Annotated in this window: 18 protein-coding genes; 10 read left to right on the forward strand and 8 right to left on the reverse strand. The window is 67.4% G+C overall.

Annotated elements, in window-relative coordinates; genetic code table 11:
* Positions 1-23 precede the first annotated feature (23 nt).
* The 6 genes from F0U63_RS37125 (at position 24) to F0U63_RS37150 (ending at position 8,301) form a co-directional block, all read left to right on the forward strand.
* Positions 24-878: a hypothetical protein gene (locus F0U63_RS37125; RefSeq protein ID WP_395837618.1), complete on the forward strand. Its 855-nt coding sequence runs from the start codon at positions 24-26 to the stop codon at positions 876-878.
* Positions 879-937: 59 nt separating this feature from the next.
* On the forward strand, positions 938-1,999 hold the full coding sequence (locus tag F0U63_RS37130; RefSeq protein WP_395837620.1) for a hypothetical protein: 1,062 nt from the start codon (positions 938-940) through the stop codon (positions 1,997-1,999).
* Positions 2,000-2,155: 156 nt separating this feature from the next.
* Positions 2,156-2,674 (forward strand): hypothetical protein, encoded by a 519-nt coding sequence (locus F0U63_RS37135; protein WP_395837622.1) that lies wholly within the window; start codon positions 2,156-2,158, stop codon positions 2,672-2,674.
* A gap of 86 nt (positions 2,675-2,760) precedes the next feature.
* Positions 2,761-3,873: an isopenicillin N synthase family dioxygenase gene (locus tag F0U63_RS37140; protein WP_395837624.1), complete on the forward strand. Its 1,113-nt coding sequence runs from the start codon at positions 2,761-2,763 to the stop codon at positions 3,871-3,873.
* A 30-nt stretch (positions 3,874-3,903) separates the two neighbouring features.
* Positions 3,904-5,121 (forward strand): BMP family protein, encoded by a 1,218-nt coding sequence (locus tag F0U63_RS37145; RefSeq protein WP_395837626.1) that lies wholly within the window; start codon positions 3,904-3,906, stop codon positions 5,119-5,121.
* Positions 5,122-5,208: 87 nt separating this feature from the next.
* Complete coding sequence (locus F0U63_RS37150; RefSeq protein WP_395837628.1) at positions 5,209-8,301, forward strand: MGH1-like glycoside hydrolase domain-containing protein; 3,093 nt, start codon at positions 5,209-5,211, stop codon at positions 8,299-8,301.
* 46 nt (positions 8,302-8,347) lie between these two features.
* Here F0U63_RS37150 and F0U63_RS37155 read toward each other — a convergent pair whose 3' ends face one another.
* Both F0U63_RS37155 and F0U63_RS37160 read right to left on the reverse strand, forming a co-directional pair.
* Positions 8,348-9,283, reverse strand: coding sequence for a fatty acid desaturase (locus F0U63_RS37155; RefSeq protein ID WP_395837630.1), 936 nt, complete (start codon positions 9,281-9,283; stop codon positions 8,348-8,350).
* Entirely contained in the window at positions 9,280-9,930 is a 651-nt protein-coding gene (locus F0U63_RS37160) for a phosphatase PAP2 family protein (RefSeq protein WP_395837632.1), read from the reverse strand. The genes F0U63_RS37155 and F0U63_RS37160 overlap by 4 nt, the downstream gene beginning before the upstream one ends.
* A gap of 150 nt (positions 9,931-10,080) precedes the next feature.
* On the opposite strand from F0U63_RS37160, the gene F0U63_RS37165 reads away from it, so the two are divergent.
* Positions 10,081-10,416 carry a CBS domain-containing protein gene (locus F0U63_RS37165; RefSeq protein WP_395837634.1) on the forward strand — a complete coding sequence of 112 codons (336 nt, stop codon included), beginning with the start codon at positions 10,081-10,083 and terminating at the stop codon, positions 10,414-10,416.
* Between the two features lie 31 nt (positions 10,417-10,447).
* Here the strand turns inward: F0U63_RS37165 and F0U63_RS37170 are convergent, their stop codons facing one another.
* The gene (locus F0U63_RS37170; protein WP_395837636.1) at positions 10,448-11,335 is read right to left on the reverse strand and encodes an RNA polymerase factor sigma-32; all 888 of its coding nucleotides are present in this window, start codon (positions 11,333-11,335) and stop codon (positions 10,448-10,450) included.
* A gap of 270 nt (positions 11,336-11,605) precedes the next feature.
* Between F0U63_RS37170 and F0U63_RS37175 the strand changes: the two genes are divergently transcribed.
* The gene (locus F0U63_RS37175; RefSeq protein ID WP_395837638.1) at positions 11,606-12,283 is read left to right on the forward strand and encodes a pentapeptide repeat-containing protein; all 678 of its coding nucleotides are present in this window, start codon (positions 11,606-11,608) and stop codon (positions 12,281-12,283) included.
* A gap of 3 nt (positions 12,284-12,286) precedes the next feature.
* On the opposite strand, the gene F0U63_RS37180 is transcribed toward F0U63_RS37175, so the two are convergent.
* Positions 12,287-13,057: a hypothetical protein gene (locus F0U63_RS37180; RefSeq protein WP_395837640.1), complete on the reverse strand. Its 771-nt coding sequence runs from the start codon at positions 13,055-13,057 to the stop codon at positions 12,287-12,289.
* 95 nt (positions 13,058-13,152) lie between these two features.
* Here F0U63_RS37180 and F0U63_RS37185 point away from each other — a divergent pair, with 95 nt between their 5' ends.
* The gene (locus F0U63_RS37185; RefSeq protein WP_395837642.1) at positions 13,153-14,103 is read left to right on the forward strand and encodes a PrsW family intramembrane metalloprotease; all 951 of its coding nucleotides are present in this window, start codon (positions 13,153-13,155) and stop codon (positions 14,101-14,103) included.
* 51 nt (positions 14,104-14,154) lie between these two features.
* Here the strand turns inward: F0U63_RS37185 and F0U63_RS37190 are convergent, their stop codons facing one another.
* The 4 genes from F0U63_RS37190 to F0U63_RS37205 all read right to left on the reverse strand — a co-directional run bounded on the left by F0U63_RS37190 (position 14,155) and on the right by F0U63_RS37205 (position 22,237).
* Positions 14,155-14,766, reverse strand: coding sequence for a hypothetical protein (locus tag F0U63_RS37190; protein WP_395837644.1), 612 nt, complete (start codon positions 14,764-14,766; stop codon positions 14,155-14,157).
* Between the two features lie 260 nt (positions 14,767-15,026).
* Positions 15,027-16,328 carry a lytic polysaccharide monooxygenase gene (locus F0U63_RS37195; protein WP_395837646.1) on the reverse strand — a complete coding sequence of 434 codons (1,302 nt, stop codon included), beginning with the start codon at positions 16,326-16,328 and terminating at the stop codon, positions 15,027-15,029.
* A gap of 31 nt (positions 16,329-16,359) precedes the next feature.
* Positions 16,360-19,362, reverse strand: coding sequence for a glycoside hydrolase family 9 protein (locus tag F0U63_RS37200; RefSeq protein ID WP_395837648.1), 3,003 nt, complete (start codon positions 19,360-19,362; stop codon positions 16,360-16,362).
* A 166-nt stretch (positions 19,363-19,528) separates the two neighbouring features.
* On the reverse strand, positions 19,529-22,237 hold the full coding sequence (locus F0U63_RS37205) for a glycoside hydrolase family 48 protein (RefSeq protein ID WP_395837650.1): 2,709 nt from the start codon (positions 22,235-22,237) through the stop codon (positions 19,529-19,531).
* A 761-nt stretch (positions 22,238-22,998) separates the two neighbouring features.
* Between F0U63_RS37205 and F0U63_RS37210 the strand changes: the two genes are divergently transcribed.
* Positions 22,999-24,336, forward strand: coding sequence for a GH1 family beta-glucosidase (locus tag F0U63_RS37210; RefSeq protein WP_395837652.1), 1,338 nt, complete (start codon positions 22,999-23,001; stop codon positions 24,334-24,336).
* Positions 24,337-24,394 lie beyond the last annotated feature (58 nt).

The following is a 24,394-nucleotide window of genomic DNA, read 5'->3' on the forward strand; positions in this document are numbered from 1 at the left end:
GCACGCCACCCGAGGGGATCCGCATGAACCGTCGCTCGTTGTGTTTTGTCGCCCTGCTCGCCACCTTCCTGACGTCGTCCACCGCCTTCGCCGGAGTCTGGTTCGAGCTGTTGCGCGCCCCGTGCTTCACCGGGGACAAGGACAACATGGCCCTTGGAGGCCGCTACCGCGGCGCCGTGGACTGCTTCAACGAGGACTTCAATGGCGGCGGCGCGCGGACCACGCTGACCATCAAGGCCTTCCAGCAGTGGGAGTACGGCTCGGTCTTCCTGTACTACGACATCACCGGCCCCTTCACCCCCGCGAGCGCCTTCAAGCAGAGCGCCAACCAGAAGGGCGGCTTCTTCGGTGGCATCACGCTGGCGCTGTCGCCCAAGTCGATCGCCGAGAAGGTGCTGGAGCGCAAGTTCGACTGGGGACCGCTGCGCGACGTCTCGCTCAAGTACGAGATGGAGCACGTGAGCAAGTTCGGCATGCTGCACTACTACGGTCTGCAGTGGGACCTGGCCGTGCCGGGCATGGACTTCGTGACGGCCACCACGGTCATCCGCGATGACTGGGGCCTGCGGGGTGTGGACCTGCAGGTGGGCCTCGCCTGGCAGAAGTCCTTCTCGCTGGGCACGCAGGACTTCCTCTTCCTCGGCTTCTTCCAGACGGGCCTCTTCGGCGAGGGCGAGGGCGTGGGCGCGATGACGGGCTCGCGGGGCAACCGCTTCTTCCTCGCGCAGCCCGAGCTGCTGTGGGACTTCGGCAAGCTCGTCCACTTCACCCCGGGCAAGATCTACCTCGGAGGCGAGTACCAGCTCGCCTACAACCGCTACCTCATCCAGGGGAAGATCGAGAACGTGCTCCAGGGCATGATCCGCTGGAACATCTGATTCCCCGCTGAATCCCTTGTGAGTCCCCCCAGGGGGCGTGTGGAACAATGGGTCGCCTCGTGACGACCCTCCACCGCCCCCTGTCCGTCTCGCTCCTGCTGTTGCTGTGGTCCGCGGCGCCGGCACTCGCCCGGGAACCCCGGACGTCCCGTGCGCCCGAGCCCCTGCTGTCCCTGCTCGAGCCCACCGGGGAGGGATGTGAGTGGGTCCGGCACCAACCCCTCTCGGCCGTGCGTCAGGTCATCGCCCGGCTCGCGGTGGACTGCCAGGGAGGAGCCACCGCGCTGAGCCGGGATGGGAAACACGGCGCGGCGAGGTTCTGGCGCGGCGGCGTCAGCGCGCCCGTGACGGGCAGGCCCACCTTCCCCGAGCGCTTCCCCTCCCCCGCCTTTCGCGACCGCCTGTTCCTCGTGGACGTGGAGACGGCCACCGCCACGGAGCTGCCGCTTCCGGGCTCGGGAGAGCTCATCGAGTTCGGCTTCGACGCCGAGGGCCAGTTGCTGGGGCTCACCCTCCAGAAGCCCACCCCGGAGCAGGAGCGGCAGGGTGAGGCGGAGTTCGACGGCACCCGCGTCGTGCTCGAGACGAACGACGGGAAGCGGCCCCTGCTCACCCACGCCTTCCAATGGAAGGACGGCGCCTGGAAGCGGCGGGAAGTGAAGGCCACCACCGACACCACGGGGCCGCGGGTGCTCGCGCTGCGCCAGAAACTCGGCGAGCGCTCGAGCCACACCCTGGATCCGCGCTTCACGCCCGAGGAGCTCGAGGACGACGTCGTGCTCGATCAGCTGTATGCCTTTTCCCCGGAGGAGCCCGAGGGAGAGTGGACCCTGCTGCGCCGCGGGGGCTTCCGGCTCGCGGTCTGGAGCATTCCCTTCGGGGAGGAGGAAGCACTGGCGACGGGGCTCGTGCGCAAGGTGGACAAGCAGAAGGTGTCCGCGCTCCCCGGCTTTCCCCTGCGGCCCAATGATCTGGCCAGCGTCCAGATACGGGGGGCCTTTGTCCTGCTCTCGCTCGCCGACTCCGGCGCTCACCCGTACCTGTACCGGGGAGGCAAGCTCGTCTGGAATTCGGAGAGCGCCCGGGCGGTGACGTTCTGGCCGTCCCCCCCGGGCAAGTAGGCGCGACCCACCGCTCGCCGACTCGCGGCGCTGGGGAGGGACGCTTCTCCGAGCGTCCGCTGGTGAATACCTTTTCCTTGGAACCGCGATGGCTGGCCCTGGTCGGGAAGGAGGTTTCCCCCGCTGCCACGCGCCTCACGAATGAAAGGCGAGAACATGCGAACGAACATCCTGATGGTCGCGGTGGTGACGACCTCGTTGGGCATGGTGGGAATCGCCAATGCGCAGCAACAAGACACCACCCAATTCCAGCAGCCCCTGACCGGCAGCTATGCCCTCCAGCAGCCCCTGACCGGCAGCTACGCTCTTCAGCAGCCACTGATCGGCAGCTATACCCTTCAGCAGCCCCTGACCGGTACCTATGGCCTCCAGCAGCCCCTGACGGGCAGCTACACACTCCAGCAGCCCCTGACGGGTTCCTCGAGCTTCCAGACAACGCTGCCAAGCAACTCCAGCTCGCTGTCGAGCGGGTTCTCGTTGGATGGCTCCTTGTCGAGCGGTTCCTCGCTGGGCAGCCCACTGTCGGGCAGCTCCTTGTCGAGCGACTCCTCGTTGGACAGCCCGCTGTCGGGCAGCACCACCACGACCCTGCCTGGAAGCCTCCCGGTGCAGCAACCCGGGCTCTCGACCCTGCCCTCCACGCAGCCCGGAAGCACGACGTCCGGCGTGCGCTGACGCTCCGCGGTGAGACGACGGGCCGGGGACATTCTCCCCGGCCCGTATTCCGTCAGGAGGCGAGGCGCGGTACACCAGGAGCCGCCATGGCCGAACTCCCGATGAACATTCCCACTGTCGACCTCGCCGATCTCTCCTCGGAGGACCCTTCCCGTGTCGAGCGCGGCGCGATGGCGATCCGGGAAGCCTTCGGTGTCTTCGGACTCGTCTACGTGAAGAACCATGGTGTCGATGCCCAGGCGCTCGAGCGGCTCTATGTCGCGTTCGGTGCGTTCATCGCCCGGCCCACCGAGGCCAAGCGCCCCTACGGCCGTGCCGACATCTGGTACCAGCGAGGCTGGACGCCGCCGAACACCGAGGTCGCCGTGGCCAGCAATGGCCAGCCCGACTTCAAGGAGTGCTACTTCGCCGCGCCCTACCCGCCCGACGAGAACTCCGTGCTCGAGTTCCCCAACCTCTACCCCGAGAACATCTGGCCGGAGGACGCGCCGCCGTACTTCCAGGAAGGACTGCTCTCGCTCGGCCGCTCGCTGCATGAGGCGGGGTTGTCGCTCCTGCGGGGAGCCGCCCTGGCGCTGGGCCTGCCCCAGACGACGTTCACCGGGTTCTGCGAGCGGGGCCCCCACGTCACCCGGGCGCTGCAATACCTGCCGCTGAAGCCCTCGCAGGTGAACACCGGCATCCTCTGGGGCGAGGAGCACACGGACTTCAACCTGCTCACGCTGCTGCCCGGTGGCCGGTTCCTGGATCCCCAGGCCCGCCCCGCGCCCCGGCCGGATGATCAGAGCGGGCTGTACCTGCGCACCCGCGCCACCCCCGAGGAGCCCAAGGGCCGGCTCGTGCGAGGTGTCGCCCCGGCCGGGTGCATCGTCGCGCAGGTGGGCCAGCAACTGGAGATCCTCACCGGCGGCACGTTCCTGGCGACGCCACACGTCATCACCGCGCCCGGCGTTCCCGGCTGGCAGCGGCAGTCCGCCGCGCACTTCATGCACGTGCACACGAGCACGGTGCTCTTCCCCCTGGAGAAGTTCCGCACCCCCGAGGCCGTGCGGAACTACGCGCCGCCGGTGCTCGCGGGCACGTACGACATCAAGACCCTGGTGGACATCGGCCTGGCGACCCCGGACGCGCTCGACCAGCTCGGCTACCGGCACTATGACCGGCTCCACCGCATGCGCGCGGACGGCTCCAGCACCTGACGCATCGCGTCCATGCTAGGACACGGGCCCATGCGCCCGAGCCTCTCGACCCTGCTCCTCGCGTCGTCCCTGCTCCTGGCCTGCAAGAGCGCCAAGGAGGAACCCGCCCCGGTGGCTCCCGCCGCCCCGTCCGCCGCGGCCTCCCCGGAGGCCGTGAAGCCCGCGCCGAAGACGACGCGGGTGGGCCTCGTGCTCAGCCTCGGAGGACGGGGGGACCAGTCCTTCAATGACTCGGCCCTGCGGGGGCTGGAGGAGTGGGCCGCGGGCGTGAAGTACGAGGGCGGTGGCTACAAGGAGCTCGGCCCCGAGGAGCGGCAGGCCTCGCTCCAGGGCTCGTTGGGTCAGGACCTGGCCCGGCGCGACTCGCCGGTGGAGCCGCTCGGTATCACCCCGGTCGTCCTGCAGAGCCGCGTGGCGGAGGACTACGAGCCCAACCTGCAACTGCTCGCGGACCAGGGCGTGCCGCTGTCGCTCGCGGTGGGCTTCCAGTTGGAGAACGCGGTGGAGACGGCCGCGCAGCGCGATCCGGAGATGCACTTCCTGCTCGTGGACAGCCCGCTCCTGTCGGCCCAGGGCGAGCCGTACACCCTGCCCAACGTGCGCACCGTCGTCTTCCGCGAGGAGGAGGGCTGCTACCTCGTGGGGGCGCTGGCGGGACTCGCGACGAAGACGAACAAGGTGGGCTTCGTGGGCGGCATGGAGATACCGCTCGTCAAGCGCTACGAGGCGGGCTTCCGCGCCGGCGTGGCGGCCACCAACCCCAAGGCCCGCGTGGTGGCCAACTACACCGGGAGCTTCACCCACTTCGCCCTGGGCAAGCAGGTGGGGCAGGATCTGCTGACCAAGGGCTCGGACGTCATCTTCGCCGCGGCGGGAGTGGATGGGCTCGGCGCCATCCAGGCGGTGAAGGAGGCGCGCGACGAGGGGAAGACCGTCTACGTGCTGGGCGTGGACTCGGATCCCTCCCATCTGGCGCCCAAGGCCGTGCTGTCCGCGGTCATCAAGCGCGTGGACCTGGTGGTGTACGAAGCCGTGCGGGACCAGGTGCGTGGCCAGTTCCGGGGCGGCACCCAGACCCTGGGCCTCAAGGAAGGCGGCATCGCCTACGCCCCGGTGCGGCTGGACTTCCCCGGCAAGGACGAGGCACTGCGCACGCTGGAGTCCCTCAAGGCGAAGATCATCGCCGGGGAGATCCAGGTGCCCACCCACCCGTCGCAGCTCACGGCCCCCCGCGCCAAAGCTCCGTGATTAACGAGTAAAACCAGGAAGACTTTGACTCCCAGGCGGGAGGGGGAACAGCATGCGCTCCCCTACCCCTGACCCAAGGAGTCTCCGGTGCCCTCGAACCGGCCACCTCGCCGTGCACCCGACAGACGCGGTCTCCGCGTCGCCACCGCCGTCCTCGCCACCGCGTCCGCGGGGAGCGCGTGGGCGATCAACGCGCCCACCGTCTACGCGCGCAACGCGACGGGCGGCACGTCCTTCCTCAACCACACCGCGCTGCTCGGCAACATCAATGACAAGCCGTGGTTCGAGGCCAACATTCCGTTCCTCGAGGTGCCGGACGCCCAGATCCAGGACGTCTACTATTACCGCTGGCAGACCTACAAAGAGCATCTCGTCTATACCGGTGCGGAGTACGGCTATCTCTCGAACGAGTTCCTCCAGCCGGTGTTCTACGGGGCCCCCTATGGGGGCATCGTCGCGGCGGCCGGCCACCACATCAACGAGGGCCGCTGGCTGCGCGATCAGCAGTACGTGAAGGACATCATCAATTACTGGCTGGCCGGGCCGGGGCAGTTCCCCAAGCCGCAGACCGACGCGGTGAACCCCGACACGACGGACTGGGCGCACGAGTACAGCTTCTGGGCGGCCAGCTCGGTGTGGCAGCACTATCTGGCCACGGGCGACACGGCGTTCGTGCTCGCACAGCAGCAGAACCTGATCAAGCAGTACCGCGGCTGGGACAATCACTTCAATTCCACGCTTGGCCTCTACTGGCAGGTGCCCGTGTGGGACGCGACCGAGCTCACCCCCGCGTCGTACGAGTCGCCGGACCCGTACCACGGCGGTGCCGGCTACCGGCCGACCATCAACGCCTATCAGTACGGGGATGCGCGGGCGATCGCCAACATCGCCAGCCTCGCCGACGACACCGCGACCGCGACGGAGTACAACAACCGGGCGAACGCCTTGCGGACCGCGATGCAGGCGCGCCTGTGGGATCCGGCACGCAACTTCTTCTTCCACATGCACCGGGACAACAACCCGGGCAACGCATTGCTCGGCACCCGTGAAGAGCAGGGCTTCGTGCCGTGGATGTTCAACATGCCGCAAGCCTCGGACTCCATCGCGTTCGCCCAGCTGCTCGACCCGCAGGGCTTCGCCGCGACGTACGGGCCGACCACGGTCGAGCGGCGCAGCAAGTGGTTCAACCATGAGGCGTACAACGGCTGCTGCCATTGGACGGGCCCGTCCTGGCCGTACGAGACGTCCCAGACCCTGACCGCCCTGGCCAACCTGCTCATCGACTACCCCGCGCAGTCGACGATCACCGCGGCCCACTACGTCAGCCTGCTGCATGGCTACGCGGCGACGCAGTACAAGAATGGCGTCCCGTACGTCGCGGAGGCGCACGACCCCGACGCCAACTCGTGGATGTACGACGGTGGCAACCACAGCGAGGACTACAATCACTCGACCTACAACGACAACGTCATCTCGGGTCTGATCGGCCTGCGCGGCCAGCCCGGCAACACGCTGACGATCAAGCCGCTCGCGCCGGCGTCGTGGGACTACTTCGCGCTGGAAAACACGCCGTACCACGGGCACAACGTCACCGTGCTGTGGGACCGGCTCGGCTCGCGCTACGGACAGGGCGTGGGATTGCACGTCTACGTCGACGGGGCGCGAGTGGCCAGCCAGGCCGGCCTCGGCGCCATCACGGTCAACGTGGGCGCGCCCATCGTGCAGTCGAACAACGGGGGCAAGGTCAACATCGCCGCCAATGGCCAGCGAATCGCCTACAAGGCCCAGCCGTTCGCGTCGTACACGTTTGGCGGCGCGGGAGACAACGTCTGGAACGCGGTCGACGGCATCGTCTACCGCAACGGCATTCCGCAGAACAGCCGCTGGACGACGTACGCGACGACCAGGACGAGCGACTTCTTCGGCGTGAACTTCCAGCGCGACGTCACGACGTCCGAGGTGCGGCTGTACTTCTACGACGACGGCGGTGGGGTACGCACCCCCACGAGCTATGACTTGCAGTACTGGACCGGGAGCGCCTGGGCGAGCGTGCCCAACCAGACCCGTTCGCCAGCGGCACCGACGGCGGCCACGGTCAACCAGATCACCTTCCCGCCGCTGACCACGAGCCAGTTGCGCGTGGTCGCTCCCAACGCCGGGGGAGGGACGGGCTGGGGGCTCAGCGAGTTCGAGGCCTGGTCGGCGCCCATCTTCCTCATCCAGAACGTCAACAGCGGCAAGATGCTCGCCGTCGCGGGAGCCTCACAGGCCAACAGCGCCAACGTGCAGCAGTACTCCGACAATGGGACGCTGGACCACGCGTGGGAGTTGGTCGACGCGGGCGGTGGTTGGTACAAGATCGTCAACCTGAACAGCGGCCTCGTCCTCGCCGTGCAGGGCGCGTCGACGGCCCTGAGCGCGCAGATTCAGCAGTACCAGGACAGTGGAACGAACGACCAGCTCTGGCGGGTCATCGACTCCGGCGGCGGGCAGTTCAAGATCCTCAACCGCAACAGCGGGCTGCTCCTGGGAGTCGACCGCGAGTCCACGGCGGACAGCGCCAACGTGGTGCAGTACAGCGACAATGGCACCAGGGACCATCTCTGGCGGATGCTCCCCACCACGCAGCCGCGGCTGTTCAACGACGATTTCGAGGGCAACCACAGCAACCAGTGGACGCCACAGACGGGCACCTGGTCGGTCTGCCATCCGGTCTCGTACGAGTACTGCGCGACCGGTGCCGGCGGCGACAACCTCTCCCTGGCGGGCAACGCCGGCTGGCGGACGTACACGATGGACGCCTCGGTGCTCGCCAACAGCGCGCCGCTCGACTCCGGCATCGCCCTGGTCGCCCGGGCCCAGGACGCGACGCACTACTACCAGGCGGAGTTCAAGCGCACCGGCGCCGGCTACGAGTGGACGATCTCGAAGAACAACGCCGGGACGTGGACCACGCTGGCCAACGGCCTCTACAACTGGCCCGCTGGCGCTGGGAAGTACACGAACATCCGGTTCTCGGTGCAGGGCGACACGCTCACGATGGGCGTCTACCAGCCAGGTGGCACGTGGCAGACGCTGGGGACCGCCCATGACAGGCAGTACGTCGGCGGCCGGTTTGGCGTGCGGACGTGGGGCGCGCTCACCGGGAGCTTCGACATCGTGCACGTCTACGCCGGGTAGTCCGTCCTTCCCCCTGGCTGGAAGCCGCGGGCCCCCGGCTCCGGCTTCACGACACGCCGGGCTCCTTGTCCCCACCGAGCGCCCGCGCCGCGAGCGGCTCGGTGGGCTGGGGCCCGCGCCAGAAGCGCAGGAAGGCCGTGAGGTAGCCCGGGCGCTCGCGTGACGGATCGTCGTAGCGCGGCAGGTACAGCCAGGGCACGCGCGGGTGCTGGTGGTGCGCCAGGTGCCAGTTGAAGTGCAGCAGCAGCACCTCGTAGACGCGCGCGGCGCGCAGGTTGTGCGCCCCGTCCAGCACGTGCCGGGGACTCGCCGCGTGGGTGATGTACTGCTGCGCCGACCAGTTCAGCCCGAAGAGCGCGTAGAGCAGCAGGTAGCGCCCGGGAGACAGGCCGAGCCCCAGCACCAGCCCCACGTGCAGCAGCACCACGCCCGCGCACTCCAGCCGGATGCGGCGGAAGAAGCCCGCGGGGATGCCGTTGAGCATGGCCACCGCGGACGGATCGCGCAGCACCTGGCCGCGCAACAGCCCGGGCCACAACAGCATCGACACCACGGCCACGGGAACGGCCAGCCAGAATCCCCCCGTGTAGAGGAAGTAGAAGTACGCCCGCTTCCACGTGAGGTTGTCCGAGGGGTAGTACAGGTCGAACATCTCCGCGTCGCTGCGGTTGCGCCGGTGATGGCCCAGGTGGCACGCGCGCAGGAACGTGAAGGGCCCCGGGAAGAAGGCGGCCAGCAGCACACCGAAGGACTCGTTCACCCGCGCATTCGCATGGAACACCCGGTGCTCGGCCTCGTGCAGGAGCGAGTACAGCGGCAGGAAGAGGAACGCGAACACGACTCCCCACCCCACCACCGCCCCGGGACTGGACGCCCGGGACGCGAGCCATTGCAGGCCCACGCCCCCGGAGACGATGCCCAGCGCCAGCACCACGTTGAGCGTGCCGGGAGGAGGCGGCGGGGGAGCCAGGGGCTCGCTCATGAGCGGACCTCCGCCGTCGCGGGCACGGAAGCGGACGGCGCCGCGCGGCGGAACAGCAGCGCGTGGACGCCCCCCGCCACCGCGAGGCCGCCGAGCACGTCCACGATGAAGTGCTGCTTCACCGTGAGCGTGGACAGACAGATGAGACCCGCCCACACCAGCCACAGCACGCCGCCGCGCCGGTGGCGCAGCCGCAACGCCCCGAGCCAGGTGGTGGCCACGTGGATGCTCGGAAAGGTGTTGCCCGCGTTGTCCGAGGCCCGCATCGTCGCGAACTGCTCCCGCCAGAAGCCCGGGGGAATGCTGTCCACCGGGGGCCTCGGGTAGTGCGCGGTGAAGAGGAAGAAGCCCAGGTAGCACACGGCGTTGGCCACCAGCACCGCCGTGAGCATCCGCAGGTACTCGCACGCCTCCAGGCACCACGCCGCCCCGAGCAGCAGCGCGAAGAAGCTGCAATAGACGGCGTACGTCCACGGCAGGAAGGGGATCGCCGTGTCCAGGGGCGTGAGGAAGTCGAAGCGCGGCGGCAGGTGATTGTTGAGCCAGAAGTACGGCTGGAAGGTGGCGGCGATCGTCACGCCCGTCGTCACCAGACGCCCCACGAACGGCTCGTTGAAACGGTACAGCCACGCCATCACCCGCACCACACGGACCTCCTCCGCCCCACCGGGAAGCGGACCCCCAGGCTACCCGAGATGCGGCCCGCCTACCGTCCGGGGGCGGCCATTGACAGGGGGGACCCCTCCCATTGGCAGGACGTTTGCTTAAGACTTCAGGACAGGTCGGAGGAGACACACATGGACGGGCGGGTACAGGGGACGGTGGAGGAGTGGGTCTCGCGGGCGGCCACGTTGTTCGCCGGGGACACCATCGTGGCGGCGCTCCGGGTGATGCAGGAGCTCCGAGTGCGCCGATTGCCGGTGGTGGATGAGGAGCACGGCGAACTCCTGGGAGAGATCACCGAGGAGGAGCTGCGCCGGTTGTGGAGGATCTCCCCGCTGGCCAGCATGGAGGAAATTCTTTCAGGCCAGCTCGACACGGTACTGGAGAATGATCCGGCCGGGCGGCCCCACCTCAAGCATGCCGCGCCGCTCGTGGACTTCCACTCAGCCCACGGGCGCTGGCTTCACTGAAGAGGAGGCCGCGGCGGACCGCCGGGAAGAACTACCCGGCGTAGACCGCGGAGTCCTGCTCGCGCTCGGCCATGAGCGACATCAGCTCGGCCTTGAGCTTGTCCTTGGCGCGGATCTCCAGCTGGCGCGCGCGCTCGCGCGAGAAGCCGAAGTGCTCGCCCAGCTCGCTCAGCGTCATCTCCGAGTCGCCCATCACCCGGTGCTCGATGATGAAGCGCTCGCGCGGATCCAGGCGGGTGAGCGCCTGGCGGATGCGGGCGCGCGTCATGTCCGCCTCCTGGCGGTCGGCCACCTCGTCCACCTGGGAGACGGACTCGGACTCCACGAAGTCCATGTGCGTGGCGTCGCCTTCCTCGCCCACCGGCGCGTCCAGCGACAAGTCCCGCCCGCCCATGCGCTGCTCCATCTCGCGCACCTCGGAGGCCTTCACGTTGAGCTTGCGGGCGATCTCCTCCGCGTCGACGATGTTGCCCTCACCCGGGCCCATCTTCTCCAGCTCGCGGCGCGTGCGCGCCAGGGCGAAGAACAGCCGGCGCTGCGCCTGCGTGGTGCCCAGCTTCACCAGGCTCCAGTTCTTCAGCACGTAGTTCTGGATGTAGGCGCGGATCCACCACACCGCGTACGAGATGAGGCGGATGCCCTTGTCCGCGTCGAACTTCTGCACCGCCTTCATCAGGCCGATGTTCGCCTCCTGGATGAGGTCGGACATCTTCAGCCCATAGGAGCGGTACTCGTAGGAGACCTTCACCGCGAAGCGCAGGTTGCTCGTCACCAGACGGTGGCCCGCGGCCATGTCGCCCTGCTTGAAGCGCCGCGCGAGCGCCTGCTCCTCCTGCACGGACAGCAGCGGGTACTGGCTGATCTCCGAGAGGTAGGTGGAGAGGGAGTCGGCGGAGGAGAAGGCGGAGGCCTGGGTCATGATGTCTCTCGGGGGAAGACGCGTGGGATGGGACCGCGAAGACTGCGTGCCCTTGCTTTCAGCAAGAGCGGTGCCAGCCCGTGACCTGCACGGTCATCAATGAATACAAGGGCTTGCATCCAGGTCCCCCCATGCTTAGGGCTGAAACCCAGAAGTTTTTACGGGGCGCCCGGGAGGTCCGGCACGCGAATTTCAGTGAGCGCTGGACCTACAGGCCCCTGGGAAGGGCTCGTCCTTCCTGAAGCCGACCCTCCATGAGATGGAGGCCGCATGGACACGGAACCAAGGGACCGGGCGGGCCGGGAAGAGCTGGTACGCCGGCTCGAGCGGGAGGAAGGCTTCGAGAACGAGACGTTCACGGACCTCGAGTTGCAGGGGCTGGAGCTGAACCAGAAGGAGTTCTACCGCTGCACCTTCGAGCGCTCCCAGTTCCAGGAAAGCCAGTGGCGCCAGTGCAAGTTCGAGGAGTGCACCTGGAAGGGGTGTGATCTCACCCGGGCGCGGTTTCCGCAGGCGGCGCTGCGGGGGGTGCGCTTCGAGGGCTCGAAGCTGATGGGCATCGACTGGTCGAGCGTGTCGGCCAATCCGGAGCTGACGTTCGAGGGGTGCGTGTTGCGCTACGCCTCGTTCGTGGGGCTGAGCCTGAGGAAGACGGACGTGCTGCGCTGCACCGCGCAGGAGGCCAACTTCTTCGATCTGGACCTCACGGACGCGGACTTCGAGGGGACGGACCTGACGGGCAGCAACTTCCGCGGCTGCATCCTCACCCGGACGGACTTCTCGCTGGCGGTGGGGCTGGTGTTGGATCCCTCGCGCAACCGGCTCAAGGACACCCAGGTGCCCCTGTCCACGGCGGTGAGCCTGGCCGAGTCGATGGGCATGCGCGTGCCGGCGCTGGGAGACATGGCCGGGGCGCCCGCGTCCCGGAGCCGCAAGAAGAAGCGCTGAGCCTCAGCCGAAGAAGGACGCGCCCTGGCCCGAGGCGGGGCCCGCCAGCGGCTTGTAGGGGAAGTAGAGGTTGCGCACGAAGCGGGTGAAGACGTGCTCCTCGTTCCAGCGCTGGCGCGCCATGCCGTACACCCCGGGCGCGCGCAGGTCATGCGCGGTGACGGTGGGGATGAACTCGCGCTCGCTGTAGAGGGCGAACACCTCGTCCATGCGGGCGCGGACGCGGTAGGTGCGCCGCAGCGTCCGGTAGATGAGCTCGTTCTCCTCCTGGGTGAAGGCCATGCCCTGGATGGCATGAGCCAGCTCGTGGAACACCAGGTGGGGCTCGGGGCCCAGCTTGTCCTGGCGCAGCGCGATGCGGGCGCGAGGCCACTCCGGATGATCCCAGAACAGGCCCGCCGCCTGCGGAGACACGGAGCGGGGATAGCCATACTTCGCCAGGGGCTGCCCCGGGGGGATGAGGTCCACCTCCACCGGCCGCGCCGCGTCCATGCGGCCGATGAGCTGGAGGTTGCCCGAGAGCTGCCGGACCATGTCCGCTTCCACGCGCTGGAGCAGCTCAGCGGGAGCGCCATGCGCCCGGAGGCTCACCTTCGCCTGGAACCAGGCGCGGGCCCGGCTCACGCCGTCCTTGGGCGGCCGTCCCTGGACGGACTCGAACACGTCGCCCCCGGCCAGCACGGTGAAGGCGGACAAGGGCAACCGGCGCCCGTGCTCCGCCGCCAGCGGAGTGCTCTCCGGGGTCGAACCATCCAGGGTTTCCGAATCCGGCATCGACATCGCTCCTGCCTCCACGTCCGGGAGTGCCGATACTATCCGCTCTCAAGACCCATGCGTCCTGGAGCCTTCGCGGACTACCGTGCGTCCTCATGTCTCCGTTCGCACTCGGGGCCGCCGCCGCCCTGCCTCCCATGTTGTTGCTCTGGTACGTCCACTCGCGGGACAAGGATCCCGAGCCGCGCGGGCTCCTGTGGCGCACGTTCTTCTGGGGTGTGGCCCTTTGCGTGCCCGTGATTCCGGTGGCCTTCGGAGTCCATGAGCTGGCGGTTCGCTGGGGCTGGCGCATGCAGACCTGGGACATGGCGCTGCTGCTGGCCTTCCTCGGTATCGCCCTGCCCGAGCAGTGTTTCAGGCTGCTCGTGCTGCGCCTGTACGTCTGGAACAAGCCCGCCTTCGACGAGCCCCTGGATGGCGTGGTGTATGGCGCCACGGTCTCGCTCGGCTTCGCGACGCTGGAGAACCTCTTCTACGTGATCGTGCTCTCGGATGAAGTGGGCCCGGGACTGGCGATGCTTCGCGCCGTCACCTCCATCCCCCAACAGGCCTTCATCGGCATCATCCTGGGCGCCTTCGTGGGCCGCGCCCGCTTCGAGGAGGATCGCGCGAACGGCACCTGGCGGCTGGCCTCGGGATTCGCCGCCACCACCCTGCTGCAGGGCGCCTATTACACCCTCCTCTTCCTGGGCTCCTTCCCTCTCCTCCCGCTGACGCTCCTGGTGCTCCTGCTCGAGGTGCGCTGGGGCCGGCGCCTCTACAAGGAGCTCCAGGCCGAGCAGCGCTCCACGAATCCCTCCGTGACGGACGCCCCTTCCCTTCCCCAGCCCTCCACCCTCAGCGCGCGGCTGCGCCGGTTCGTGGGAGGGATGGGACTGTGGTGCTGCGGGCTCCTCTGGATGGTGGTCCTCGGCCTGATCTTCGATACATCCAGGCCCTGGGACGCGGACGCGAGTGACAGGAATGGATTCGCCGCGTCCTTGGCGACCGTGTTCACGATCATCAGCCTGGTCGTCCGTCGCTCGGGACAGAGAGACCTGGCCTGAACCGACCGGTCAATCGCCGTTCTCCGAGGTCACCAAGAACGGCTGGCGGTTTCATTGTCGGCCGAGACGCTCGGAAACGGCACGGAGCACAGCCCCCAGACGGTTGAAATCCACCGTGGTGACGATGTCTTCCTTCAGCACCCGCTGGAGTTCCGCCCAATCATCGATCAGAGAACCCACGCACAGCGACGACGGCTCTTTCTGGAAATCGGTCCACTCCGGGGGCTGGACAACCCAATAATAATCCATGTCGTCGATCTCCAGTGCGTCTACACCTGCCTGCTGATAGTGCTCGACGAGCATCGCGAGCAGGAGGAGCAGTTGCCGCAACTGGATGTCGATACGCCCGGCCTTGATCCCATCCGTTTCCGAGGTGGAAGGCTCGAGGATGCGGTCGGAGACGACACGGAGCACTGCTCCCAGGCGCTCGAAATCAACCGCGGTGGGCGAGCCCCCCTCGAGCACCCGCTGAAGTCCTGCCCAGTCCTCCAGGAGAGAGCCCACGGACAGCTTGGGATCCTGGTGGAACTCGGTCCACTCCGGGGATCTGACAACCCAATAACGGTCCATGTCGTCGATCGTCAGGACGTCGATACCAAGCTGCTGGTACCTCTCGACGAGTCTCGTCAGGGCCAGAATCAGTTCCTGCATGAGGATTCGCATGCGCTCACGTTCTTCCATCGAGCGTGTGCAGGACCTCTTCGACCCTCTTCAAGTTGGCATCCACCCCGCCCAACGCCCGCGTCAATGTAGCAGGTGGCAGACAGCCATGCGCGACGGGAACGACCCCAACGTCACGGTCTTGTTCAACAGCACCGCCAGCGCCCGGGCCGCCTCCTCTGACGTGAGGGAAGCACTCCGCGTCTGAAACAACACCGGGGTGGGTGCGACGGGAGCACCCACCCCGGTGTGTGTCTTTCAACTCAAGGCGTGGTGCAGAGCGTGCCGTTGAGGAGGAAGGCGGCCGGCGCCGGAGCGTTGGGCGTCGGCGAGTTCGCGTTGAACCCGAAGGTGACCGAGCCGTTCGGGGGGATGGTGCCGGTCCAGGCCTCGTTCTCCGCGCTCACCGAGGAATGATGCTGGAAGAGCTTCGCGCTCCAGCCGTTCACGACCGTCTGACCAGCGGCATACTCCCACTGCAGCGTCCAGCCGGAGATGGCGCTGGTTCCGGTGTTGGTGATCTGGATGTTGCCGGTGAAGCCACCGGACCACTTGTTGGGCTCGGTGTAGACCACGTGGCAGTTCCCGGTGGGCGCGGTGTCCGTCGTGGTGAACGAGGCCACGCCGGAGGCCGGGGAGAAGTTGCCCGCGGCATCACGCGCGACCACGTAGAAGGAGTACGCGGTCGAGGGCGTCAGGCCCGTGATGCGGGTGGAGGTGCCCGTGGTCGAGGCCATCCGATGGGGGGTGGAGCCCATCAGGTGGTACACCTCGTAACCCACCACGCCCTGGTTGTCGTGCGCGGCGGCCCAGCTCAGGTCGGCGGTCGTCCCGGTCACGCCGCTCACGGTGGGCGTCCCGGGGGCGGTGGGCGCCTCGGCATCCGGCGCGCCGCTGTCGAAGACCACGTCGGAGCAGTTGTAGAAGGCCTCCGGGCTGTCCGAGCGCTGCCAGATGGAATAGATGATGTGCCGTCCACTCTTGGCCACCGGCAGCTGCGCGCTCCACGTGTACTCGGCGCCATCCGGGCCACTGCCGTCGATCGGCGGGTTGGTGACCGTGTTGAAGGGCAGCGGCTCCAGGTCGGACCACTTCAGCGGCTGGCTCGGATCCCACCCATCCCGGGTCACGTACTGGTACCAGGTGCCGGGGTGCGGCGCCCACGCGTTGTACCGGATGGTGATGGTGGTACCCGACTTCAGGGTCGTCGTGGGCCAGGACGCGTGCGCCAGGTTGTAGGCGTCGAAGAGCGCGGTGGGTCCGCACAGCTTCCCATCCGGGATGATCTCCCGGTGCCGGCCCCCCGCGTTGCTGATGAGGTTGCCGAACCAGTTCCAGAGCGGATTCTTTCCGCCCAAGGCCACGGCCTCGACGCAGGCCGGGTTGGTGGGTTGCAGGTCACCGCCCCCACCGCCCGCCTTGCCATCCAGGTAGCAGGCATAGGTCCGGGTCGCGGGGAAGGTCATTCCTCCGTGGGCCAGCGCCGCGTCGAGGGGCAACACCAGCCCCAGGGAGGTCAGACCGACGACGGCGGCACGAGACACACTCTTGTTTGGCTTTCGCATGAAGTTCTCTCCTTCGCTCGAAGTGCCTGGTTTACGGCTCGGTGCCCCAGACGAGGACGCCGCTGCGGAACACGGTCATCTTGCTCGTCGTGGAGAACGAGGTCTTGGTGGAATCGAACGAGTAGTCGTTCGTCTCGTCGAAGTTGGTCCAGTTGCTCTTGTTGAACCGGATCTGGATCTCGCCCGTGTCGCGGCCCGCGGCCACCGAGCCCGCCCCCGTGGCGAAGCCGAACTCGATGTAATGCGTGGCACCCGTCTTCGGCGTGGACAACTGGACCACGCTGGAGGTGATGTTCGAGCAGTTCACGGCGGCGTAGTCACACGCGACCTGCACCGACTCGTTGGAGTCCGGGGTGAAGTAGTAGCGGACCTTCAGCTCCGAGAGCGGAACGCTGGCCGTTCCCCCGTTGGAGATCCGGAAGTGGGGCCGGGCCTGGTTGTTGGTGGGCGAGTTGGCATCCCCGTCGCGGTACTGCACGGAGAGGCTGGACGCGGGGGCCTGCTGCGTGGTCGCGGAGACTTCCGTGGACGCGGAGGACTCGTTGCCGGACGTGTCGACGGCGGTGATCTTGTAATAGTAGGCGGTCGAGGCGGTCAGGTCGGTGCTGGAGTAGGAGGCGGTCGTGAGGCCGCTGGCGACCCGGTTGGCGGCCGAGGGCGTGAAGCCGCTCGTCGTGGAGCGGTAGACGTTGTAGCCCTTGAGGTCGGCCTCGGTGCTGGCGGTCCAGGACAGGTTGATCTGGCTGGAGCTGGCCGAGGTGGCCTTCAGGCCCGCCGGAGCCGCGGGCGGAAGGGTATCCGGGGCGGGCGTGGACGCGGAGGACTGCGAGGACGCGGAGGACTCGTTGCCGGACGTGTCGACGGCGGTGATCTTGTAATAGTAGACGGTCGAGGCCTTCAGCCCGGAGTCGGAGTAGGAGGCGGTCGTGAGGCCGCTGGCGACCCGGTTGGCGGCCGAGGGCGTGAAGCCGCTCGTGGTGGAGCGGTAGACATTGTAGCCCGCCAGGTCCGACTCGGTGTTCGCGTTCCAGCTCAGGTTGATCTGCGTGGGATTGGCCGCGGCGGCCAGCAGACCGACCGGGAGCGCGGGCGGGATGGTGTCGACCACGATGGGGCCGGGCTCGGAGCCGAAGACGCGCACACCGTTGTCGTAGATGGGGATGAGGGACGTCCTCGCCGCGGTCGCGGTCAGGTTCTTGTAGGACGGGTCATTGGTCGGATCCCAGGCGGCACCCACCGCGGCGGCGATGCGGAACTGGACCTCCTTGCGGAACGCGGACTGGCCACCGGGGTAGATGGGCGTGCCGGTGAAGTCGGCCGTGACGTAGTAGATGTTGCCGGACCACTGCTTGAGCGGCAGGACCTTGGCGCCCTGGCTGTAGTTCATCGATACGGTCAGGCTCGCGGGGGAACCTCCGGCGGCGAGGACCTCGGAGATGTCGATGAAGTAGCGCAGGGACAGCTTGTCACCCACGCGGGCGGGCCAGCTCGAGACGTTGTGGAGGTACGCGCGGATCTCCGTGAAGTTCTGGCCGGACACGTTGATGCCGGCCTCCGTGTAGAACTCCTCCGTGGTGGGCGTCTCCTTCTTGGGGAAGGTGGGGTCGGGCGTACCGCCGTGCAGGAGGTACATCTTGGCCAGCGCGCCGGTGAAGGCCGCGTTGTAGTCCGTGGCGACCTCGTTCGCGGTGTAGTTGGCCCGGTCATCCACGTAGGCATCCGCCGCGTCCGGACCTCCCACCAGGGCGCCGTACAGGATGTGCCGGCTCTCGACGGGGTTGGCGAGGGAGTCGGCCCAGGCGCCGTGCGCCGTGCGGTGGTGCGGGTTGCGGGGCGGGTTCACGCCGAAGCCCACCACGTAGCTGGCGTTGCGGGGGTTCTCGCCGAGCATGTAGCGGACCTGCCGGTCGGCGAAGTCGCGGTAGCGCGTGGCCCGGGCCGGATCGCTGGCGGCGATGTCGTCGGAGTAGACGAAGGCGAGGAACGAGGCGTTCGCGGCGTAGCGCAGGCTGCCCCACGTATCCAGCCAGGCGAGCCCACCCGGCGAGTAGCGGACGCGCTCGCCGTTGAAGCCCGTGGTCCAGTAATCCAGGTTGCGCTCCGTGGAGGACTTGTAGACGTCCTTGCCCGTGAGGCGGGCGAGCAGCAGCTGGGCACCGAAGTGCTTGTCATCCCAGTTGTGCGTCCACCGGTAGCTCCAGTAGGGCGTCTGGCTCTCGTTGCCCCAGTAGGCGGTGTAGCTCTCGGCCTTCGTCAGGTAGCTGCTCTCCGCGGTGGCCAGGTACAGCCAGGCACCCGCCCAGCTCAGCTCGTCCCAGTAGCCACTCCAGGAGTTGTAGAAGGACTTCGCGTCCGTGATGCAGTCGGAGTACTTGCCCCGGTAGGTGTCCGCGAAGGTGAAGAGCTGCTTGGCGTGCGTCAACAAGGTGGCCGCGTAGGCCGGATCCGTCTGCTTGAACACGATGGACGAGGCGGCCATGGCCGCGGCCGTCTCACCGGCCAGGTCCGAGCCGGGGCAGGAGGCGTCGACCTTGAAGGCGGGCCGCGTCATCTGCATCACCTCGGCCGGTCCCCACCAGGCGTGATCCGCGTTGCCCGCGCCCACCTGGCCATACAGCTCGTTCGGAGCGGTATGCGCCTTGATGAAGTAGTCATTGACCCAGCGCAGGTTGTCCAGGAGCGCGGCGCGCTGTCCGCTCTTCTGGTACGCCTCCTCGTACTCGTAGAGGGACCAGGCCAGCAGGGTCGCGCTGGCGGCCATGGGGAGGCCGAACTTCACGTGATCGCCGGCATCGTACCAGCCGCCGGTCAGATCCTTGCCCACGTCGGCGCCGTCGTTCAGGCCGGAGTCGCCGCGCCAGCTCACCCGGTTGTTGCTGGGGAGGGGACCGGAGCGCTGGGCCTCATAGAACCAGATGGATTTCTGCAGGGCCTCCGCGTAGTTGAACGTCTGTGCTTGCGCGGCCAGAGGGCTCACGACCGACGACAAGCCCATCAGCACCGCGGCGGGGGTTGTCAGGAAAGGCTTACGCACGTGGGACAGCTCCTTCGTTGCGTTCATGGAATGGGGGCCGGGGAGGCCTGGATTGCACACGGCGGCGAGGAGCGATTGCGCTCCCCGCCGCCGCGATATTCAAAGAAGGCCGCTCAACGCTTCCCCACGACCTCGACACCCGCCGAGGCGTTGAGCGGCCCCGCGCTCACTTGACGACGATGTTGCAGTTCTGTCCTTCCAGACGAACACCGCTGGGCACCGGCTTGGCGCCGCTGTAGTTGGCCACGTAGCCGGCCTCGATGCTGCTGCCACTCGGAATCGTCGAGTTGCCCTGGGGCGTCACCTCGACCGAGCGGCCCGTCTTCACGAAGTTCGCGCTCCAGGAGTTGGCCAGCGTGAAGTCGTTGGTGGCCGTCCAGCTGAGCTTCCAGTTGGAGATGGCCTGCGTGCCCGCGTTCTGCACGACGACCCGGGCGACGTGACCGTTGCCCCAGTCGTTGCTGGTATCCACGGTCACCGTGCAGCTCGGCGGAGCCGGGATGTCATTGTCGAGCTCGGTCGCGTTGACGGACGCCGCGGACAGGCCCGTCGCGGTCAGCTTGAAGCTGGCGGTCCCGTTCGTCTGGTCCGCGTCCTCCACCGCGGAGATGGTGACCGTCTGCCCCACGTTCCAGTTGGCGGGGGTGAAGGTCAGCGTGGCGCCGGACGACACGAACAGATCCGCGTCACCGGAAGCCTTGGCCACGGAGACCGTGACGTTGCTGGTGGGGGCCGAGGACAGGCTCACCGTGAAGCTCGCGGAGGAACCCTCGGCCACGCTCACGTCCGTCGACGAGGTCACGATGCCCGCGGGGGGAGGAGCGCCGCCCTCGAACAGCCGGGCGTAGTCCGCCATGGCCATGGCGATGTCCGCCTGGGCCCAGAAGCGGTGGTAGGTGAACTCGGGCACCGGGCCGCCGTTGAGGTAGCTCTGCACCTTGGCCCAGTCCGGATCCTGCTTGTACTTCGGACGCAGGCTGATGAACGTGGAGTTCGAGTCGATCGTCGCGCCCTGGGCCGTCGTGCCCGACCAGCCCGAGGGGATGAAGACGCCGTCGCCAGTCGTCGCGTTGTAGGTGTCGTCGAAGCGCTTGTAGTCCTCACGCTTCTCGGGGACGGCCACGCCCTTGGACGTCTGGTAGTTCGTCCACATCCGGTCGAGCAGTTCCTTGGCCAGGGTCTTGGCCCCCGCGTTGCCGGCCCGGGCGGAGTAGAACATCAGCGTGCGAGCGAACGCCGCGGTCACGCCCACGTCGGTGGTGTGGTCCACGACCGTCACGTGCAGGTTGCTGTTGGTGCCCGGAGTGGTCGGGTTCCAGGTGTCCGGCGCACCCGTCCACGCCAGGGTGCTGGGGACCTGGTACTTGCCATCCGCGGTGAGCTTGGTGTTCTGCGAGGCCCAGGCCACCCACTTGTCGAGCACCTTCTTGGCCTGCGCGTCACCCGTGACGTAGTAGTACTCCGCCACGCGCTGCACGGACCAGGCCTGGAAGCCGAACCACTGGTTGCTCGCGGGGTCGTGGTAGACGGGCTGCCAGTCGTAATACATGCCATAGAAGGACGACGTGGTCGTCGGCTGCTCGTAGCGGCCGTTCCAGCTGTTCGTGGCACCGCCCGCGAAGCCACCCTCGGCCGACTGCAACCAGGTGTAGAACTCGATCTGCCGCTTGAGGCTCGTCGCCCAGTCGGCGGCGCCGGTCGCGGACTGGGGCCGCAGGACCGACGTGTTGCTCAGGACGTAGGCCGCCATCGGGTTCTGGTAGCCGAAGTGGTTGTGGCTCGAGCCGATGCGCCAGGCCCAGCCAGCGCTCGTGTCGACGGCACCACCCCACGAGTAGTACCAGGACAGCAGGTAGTGCATGCTGTTCTTGCCACTGCCCGCGGGGCAGTTGGTCTCGCCAATGCAATTGCCGATGCGCTTGAAGTACTTGTCGAACATCGCATAGCGCAGGTAGTCGCCCATCTTGGCCGCCTTCTTGACGACGTCGGCCACCTGGGCCTCCTTGCCCTGCTCCTTGGCCCACGTGTGGGCCCAGTACGCCGCCTGCACCGCGCGGGCATCCGCGTCCGGCGCGTTGGTGTAGCGCCACTGGCGCGAGTAGGTGGCGTCACCCGTGAACAGGCTCAGGAAGCCCTGGCCCGACTTGCCCCAGGCGAAGGTGTCGCAGGAGGGGTGCGGCACCGTCTCCCACACGGACTCCTGCGCGCCGCGCTGGAAGGTGTTGATGTAGGCCGGCGAGGTCGTGCCATCTCCGCAGCGGCCGTAGCCGTACCAGTTGTCCACGTCCAGCAGCCAGTGCATGCCATAGATGTCGCTGGTGCCATACGTCGACTGCAGCTCAGCCGCGATGGGATCGTTGCCCACCGCCACCTCCGTGCGCAGCTGGGAGGGATACTGCTTGGGCAGGTCCCACTCCGCGGCGTACGTGGCCGGCTTGCTCGCGTTGTAGTACTGGTTGGTGGGCTGATCCGCGTGCGAGGGGATGATGTACTTCTCCATGTTGGCCCAGGCGGCGTTGAAGGGCGCCCAGTCCCCCGTCACATGGCCATACTCCGCCTCCAGCCACAGCCAGTAGCTGTAGGCCTCCGAGGTGGTCTCGTGACCGTGGTCCGGCGCCTCGACCATCAGCGTCTCCACGGAGTGATAGGGCACGCCCTTGGGGCTGAAGTACCCGTTCGCCGGATCCTTGATCTTGTTGTACTGATCCAGGAAGCGCTGCGTATAGGTGGAGGACTCACCCGCGAGCGCCGAGGACAGCGTGCGCACGGGCGTGGCGGACCGGGGACTGGCCGCAACGGCTTGCGCGGGCACGGTCGCCGCGATGGCCAGACAGAGGGCACGCGTCATCGCTGCTTTGACAGGCTTCAAGAACATCACTTCCTCCTGGGGTAAGAATGAATGCACGACATGGCTGAGGACGACTGTCCTGCCGGGACCGCGTCAGCGTTTTCCAACGACACAAACACGAGGAGATGACTTTCGAGGGATGGAAGCGGGGAGAGTCCCCATCCCCACGCATCTCACGAGGGACGACACATCCACTACACAGACAATGAAAGGGATCGCGGAGGCGGGCACGGCCCGTCTGGCTCAGCAGACCACCGCGGCTTTCCCTGATACATCAGCTATTTCTTGAATGCAAACGAAAACGTTTTTTCCACGTTGAGGACTATGTATGGAATAAACAAGGAACGACCGAGCGTTCCGTGGCGCCCGGAGAAACGGGGCCCGGGAGCCATCACGCGACCTGTTACACTGCGTTGCCCGACGAGGATCGCCAGACCTACCAGCCCCTACCGCTCAGCAACCACGCCACCCCAATCCCACCCCGCCAGCTCCATCCCCGCCCTGAGCGCTCGCATGACGATCCTCTCCCGCTGGTGCGCGACCGGGAATCGTAACGTTTCGATTCTTGATTCCTCCCATACTCTGACTCCGCCGTCAATGCGGTTCTAGCGGGTTTCCCGCAGAAAGAAACGGTCGAAATCGTGAGCTGAGAACGTTACGATCTCCGACGGTGTAGGCGACGCGGTGCGACAAGGAAAAACCACGAAAAACCACGTCGCGGCGCGGCAAAAGCAGACGAGCAGACGGCAACGCGGTGCGGCAAAGCCAGTACAAAAAGAGTTCAAGACATGACATTGCGATTTCCTGAAAACTTTCTGTGGGGAGTGTCCACCTCCAGCTATCAGATCGAAGGCGGGGCCCCGGACGACGGGCGGGGCCGGAGCATCTGGGACACCTACTGCGCGACGCCCGGCAAGGTCGCCAACGGAGACACGGGCGAGGTCGCGTGCGACCACTACCACCGCTACCCCGAGGACCTGGACTTGCTCCGGGACCTGGGCGCCAAGGTCTACCGCCTCTCCATCATGTGGCCGCGGGTGCTTCCCGAGGGCGTGGGCCGGATCAATGAAAAGGGGCTGGACTTCTACGATCGCATCGTGGACGGCGTGCTCGAGCGCGGCATGCGGGCCTGGCCGTGCCTCTACCATTGGGATCTGCCGCAGGCGCTGCAGGACCGCGGCGGCTGGACCAACCGAGACATCGCGGACTGGTTCACCGAGTACACGGCGCTCATCGCGCGCAGGCTGGGGGATCGCGTCGAGAACTGGGTGACCTTCAACGAGCCGAGCGTCTCGGCCTGGGTGGGGCACGAGGAGGGGCGCCATGCGCCGGGGCTGACGGATCCCCGCGCCGCCGTTCGCGCCGCGCACCACCTGAACCTGGCGCATGGACGGGCCGTCGCGGTGCTGCGCGAGCTGTCGCCCCGCGCCGGCGTGGGGACGGTCATCCCCATCCACAAGGCCCGGCCGCTGCCCCAGTTCCAGGAGCGCGATGCCCACCTGGTGCCGCTCTTCGAGGACAAGTGGAACGGCGTCTTCCTCGATCCCATCTACCACGGCCGCTATCCGGCCTCGCTCGCGGACCGGTTCGCCGAGCACGTGCGCGACGGCGACCTCAAGGAGATCCACCGCCCCATCGACTTCGTGGGTGTCAACCAGTACTTCCCGAGCTACATCCAGGAGTGCTCGGACGGTGCCTGGCCCTTCAAGCATGCCGACCCGCCGTTCTACTTCCGCCGCACGGAGATGAACTGGGCCATCGACGGCCACGCCTTCTACGAAGCGCTCATGCTCGTCAAGGCGCGCTACGGCAACCCGCCCGTCTACGTGACGGAGAACGGCGGGGCCTTCATCGACGTGGTCGGGGCCGACGGCCGGGTTGACGATCAGGACCGTATCGCCTATTACCGGGAATACTTGATCGGATTGCAGCGCGCGATATCGGAGGGAGCGGACGTCCGAGGGTTCATGCCCTGGTCGCTGCTCGACAACTTCGAGTGGGCGCGCGGTTACGCCAAGCGCTTCGGCCTGGTGCACGTGGACTACCGGACCCAGAAGCGCACGCCCAAGGCGTCTTTCCACTTCATGCGGAAAGTGATCGCCGAGAATGCCTTGCCAGGCATCTGAACCCGGACTCGAATGACGTGAGCGCCAAACGAAGTAAGCGCCAGGAGGGTGAGGAGAC

The sequence above is a fragment of the Cystobacter fuscus genome (genome assembly GCF_044360685.1).
In the GTDB taxonomy this organism is placed as follows: Bacteria; Myxococcota; Myxococcia; order Myxococcales; family Myxococcaceae; genus Cystobacter; species Cystobacter fuscus_C.

Bases quoted from the DNA above. Each gene is read 5' to 3' on its own strand.
- F0U63_RS37125 (WP_395837618.1), top strand. From the start codon at position 24: ATGAACCGTCGCTCGTTGTGTTTTGTCGCCCTGCTCGCCACCTTCCTG.
- F0U63_RS37135 (WP_395837622.1), top strand. From the start codon at position 2,156: ATGCGAACGAACATCCTGATGGTCGCGGTGGTGACGACCTCGTTGGGC.
- F0U63_RS37140 (WP_395837624.1), top strand. From the start codon at position 2,761: ATGGCCGAACTCCCGATGAACATTCCCACTGTCGACCTCGCCGATCTC.
- F0U63_RS37145 (WP_395837626.1), top strand. From the start codon at position 3,904: ATGCGCCCGAGCCTCTCGACCCTGCTCCTCGCGTCGTCCCTGCTCCTG.
- F0U63_RS37155 (WP_395837630.1), bottom strand. From the start codon at position 9,283: ATGAGCGAGCCCCTGGCTCCCCCGCCGCCTCCTCCCGGCACGCTCAAC.
- F0U63_RS37165 (WP_395837634.1), top strand. From the start codon at position 10,081: ATGGACGGGCGGGTACAGGGGACGGTGGAGGAGTGGGTCTCGCGGGCG.
- F0U63_RS37170 (WP_395837636.1), bottom strand. From the start codon at position 11,335: ATGACCCAGGCCTCCGCCTTCTCCTCCGCCGACTCCCTCTCCACCTAC.
- F0U63_RS37175 (WP_395837638.1), top strand. From the start codon at position 11,606: ATGGACACGGAACCAAGGGACCGGGCGGGCCGGGAAGAGCTGGTACGC.
- F0U63_RS37180 (WP_395837640.1), bottom strand. From the start codon at position 13,057: ATGCCGGATTCGGAAACCCTGGATGGTTCGACCCCGGAGAGCACTCCG.
- F0U63_RS37185 (WP_395837642.1), top strand. From the start codon at position 13,153: ATGTCTCCGTTCGCACTCGGGGCCGCCGCCGCCCTGCCTCCCATGTTG.
- F0U63_RS37190 (WP_395837644.1), bottom strand. From the start codon at position 14,766: ATGCGAATCCTCATGCAGGAACTGATTCTGGCCCTGACGAGACTCGTC.
- F0U63_RS37195 (WP_395837646.1), bottom strand. From the start codon at position 16,328: ATGCGAAAGCCAAACAAGAGTGTGTCTCGTGCCGCCGTCGTCGGTCTG.
- F0U63_RS37205 (WP_395837650.1), bottom strand. From the start codon at position 22,237: ATGTTCTTGAAGCCTGTCAAAGCAGCGATGACGCGTGCCCTCTGTCTG.
- F0U63_RS37210 (WP_395837652.1), top strand. From the start codon at position 22,999: ATGACATTGCGATTTCCTGAAAACTTTCTGTGGGGAGTGTCCACCTCC.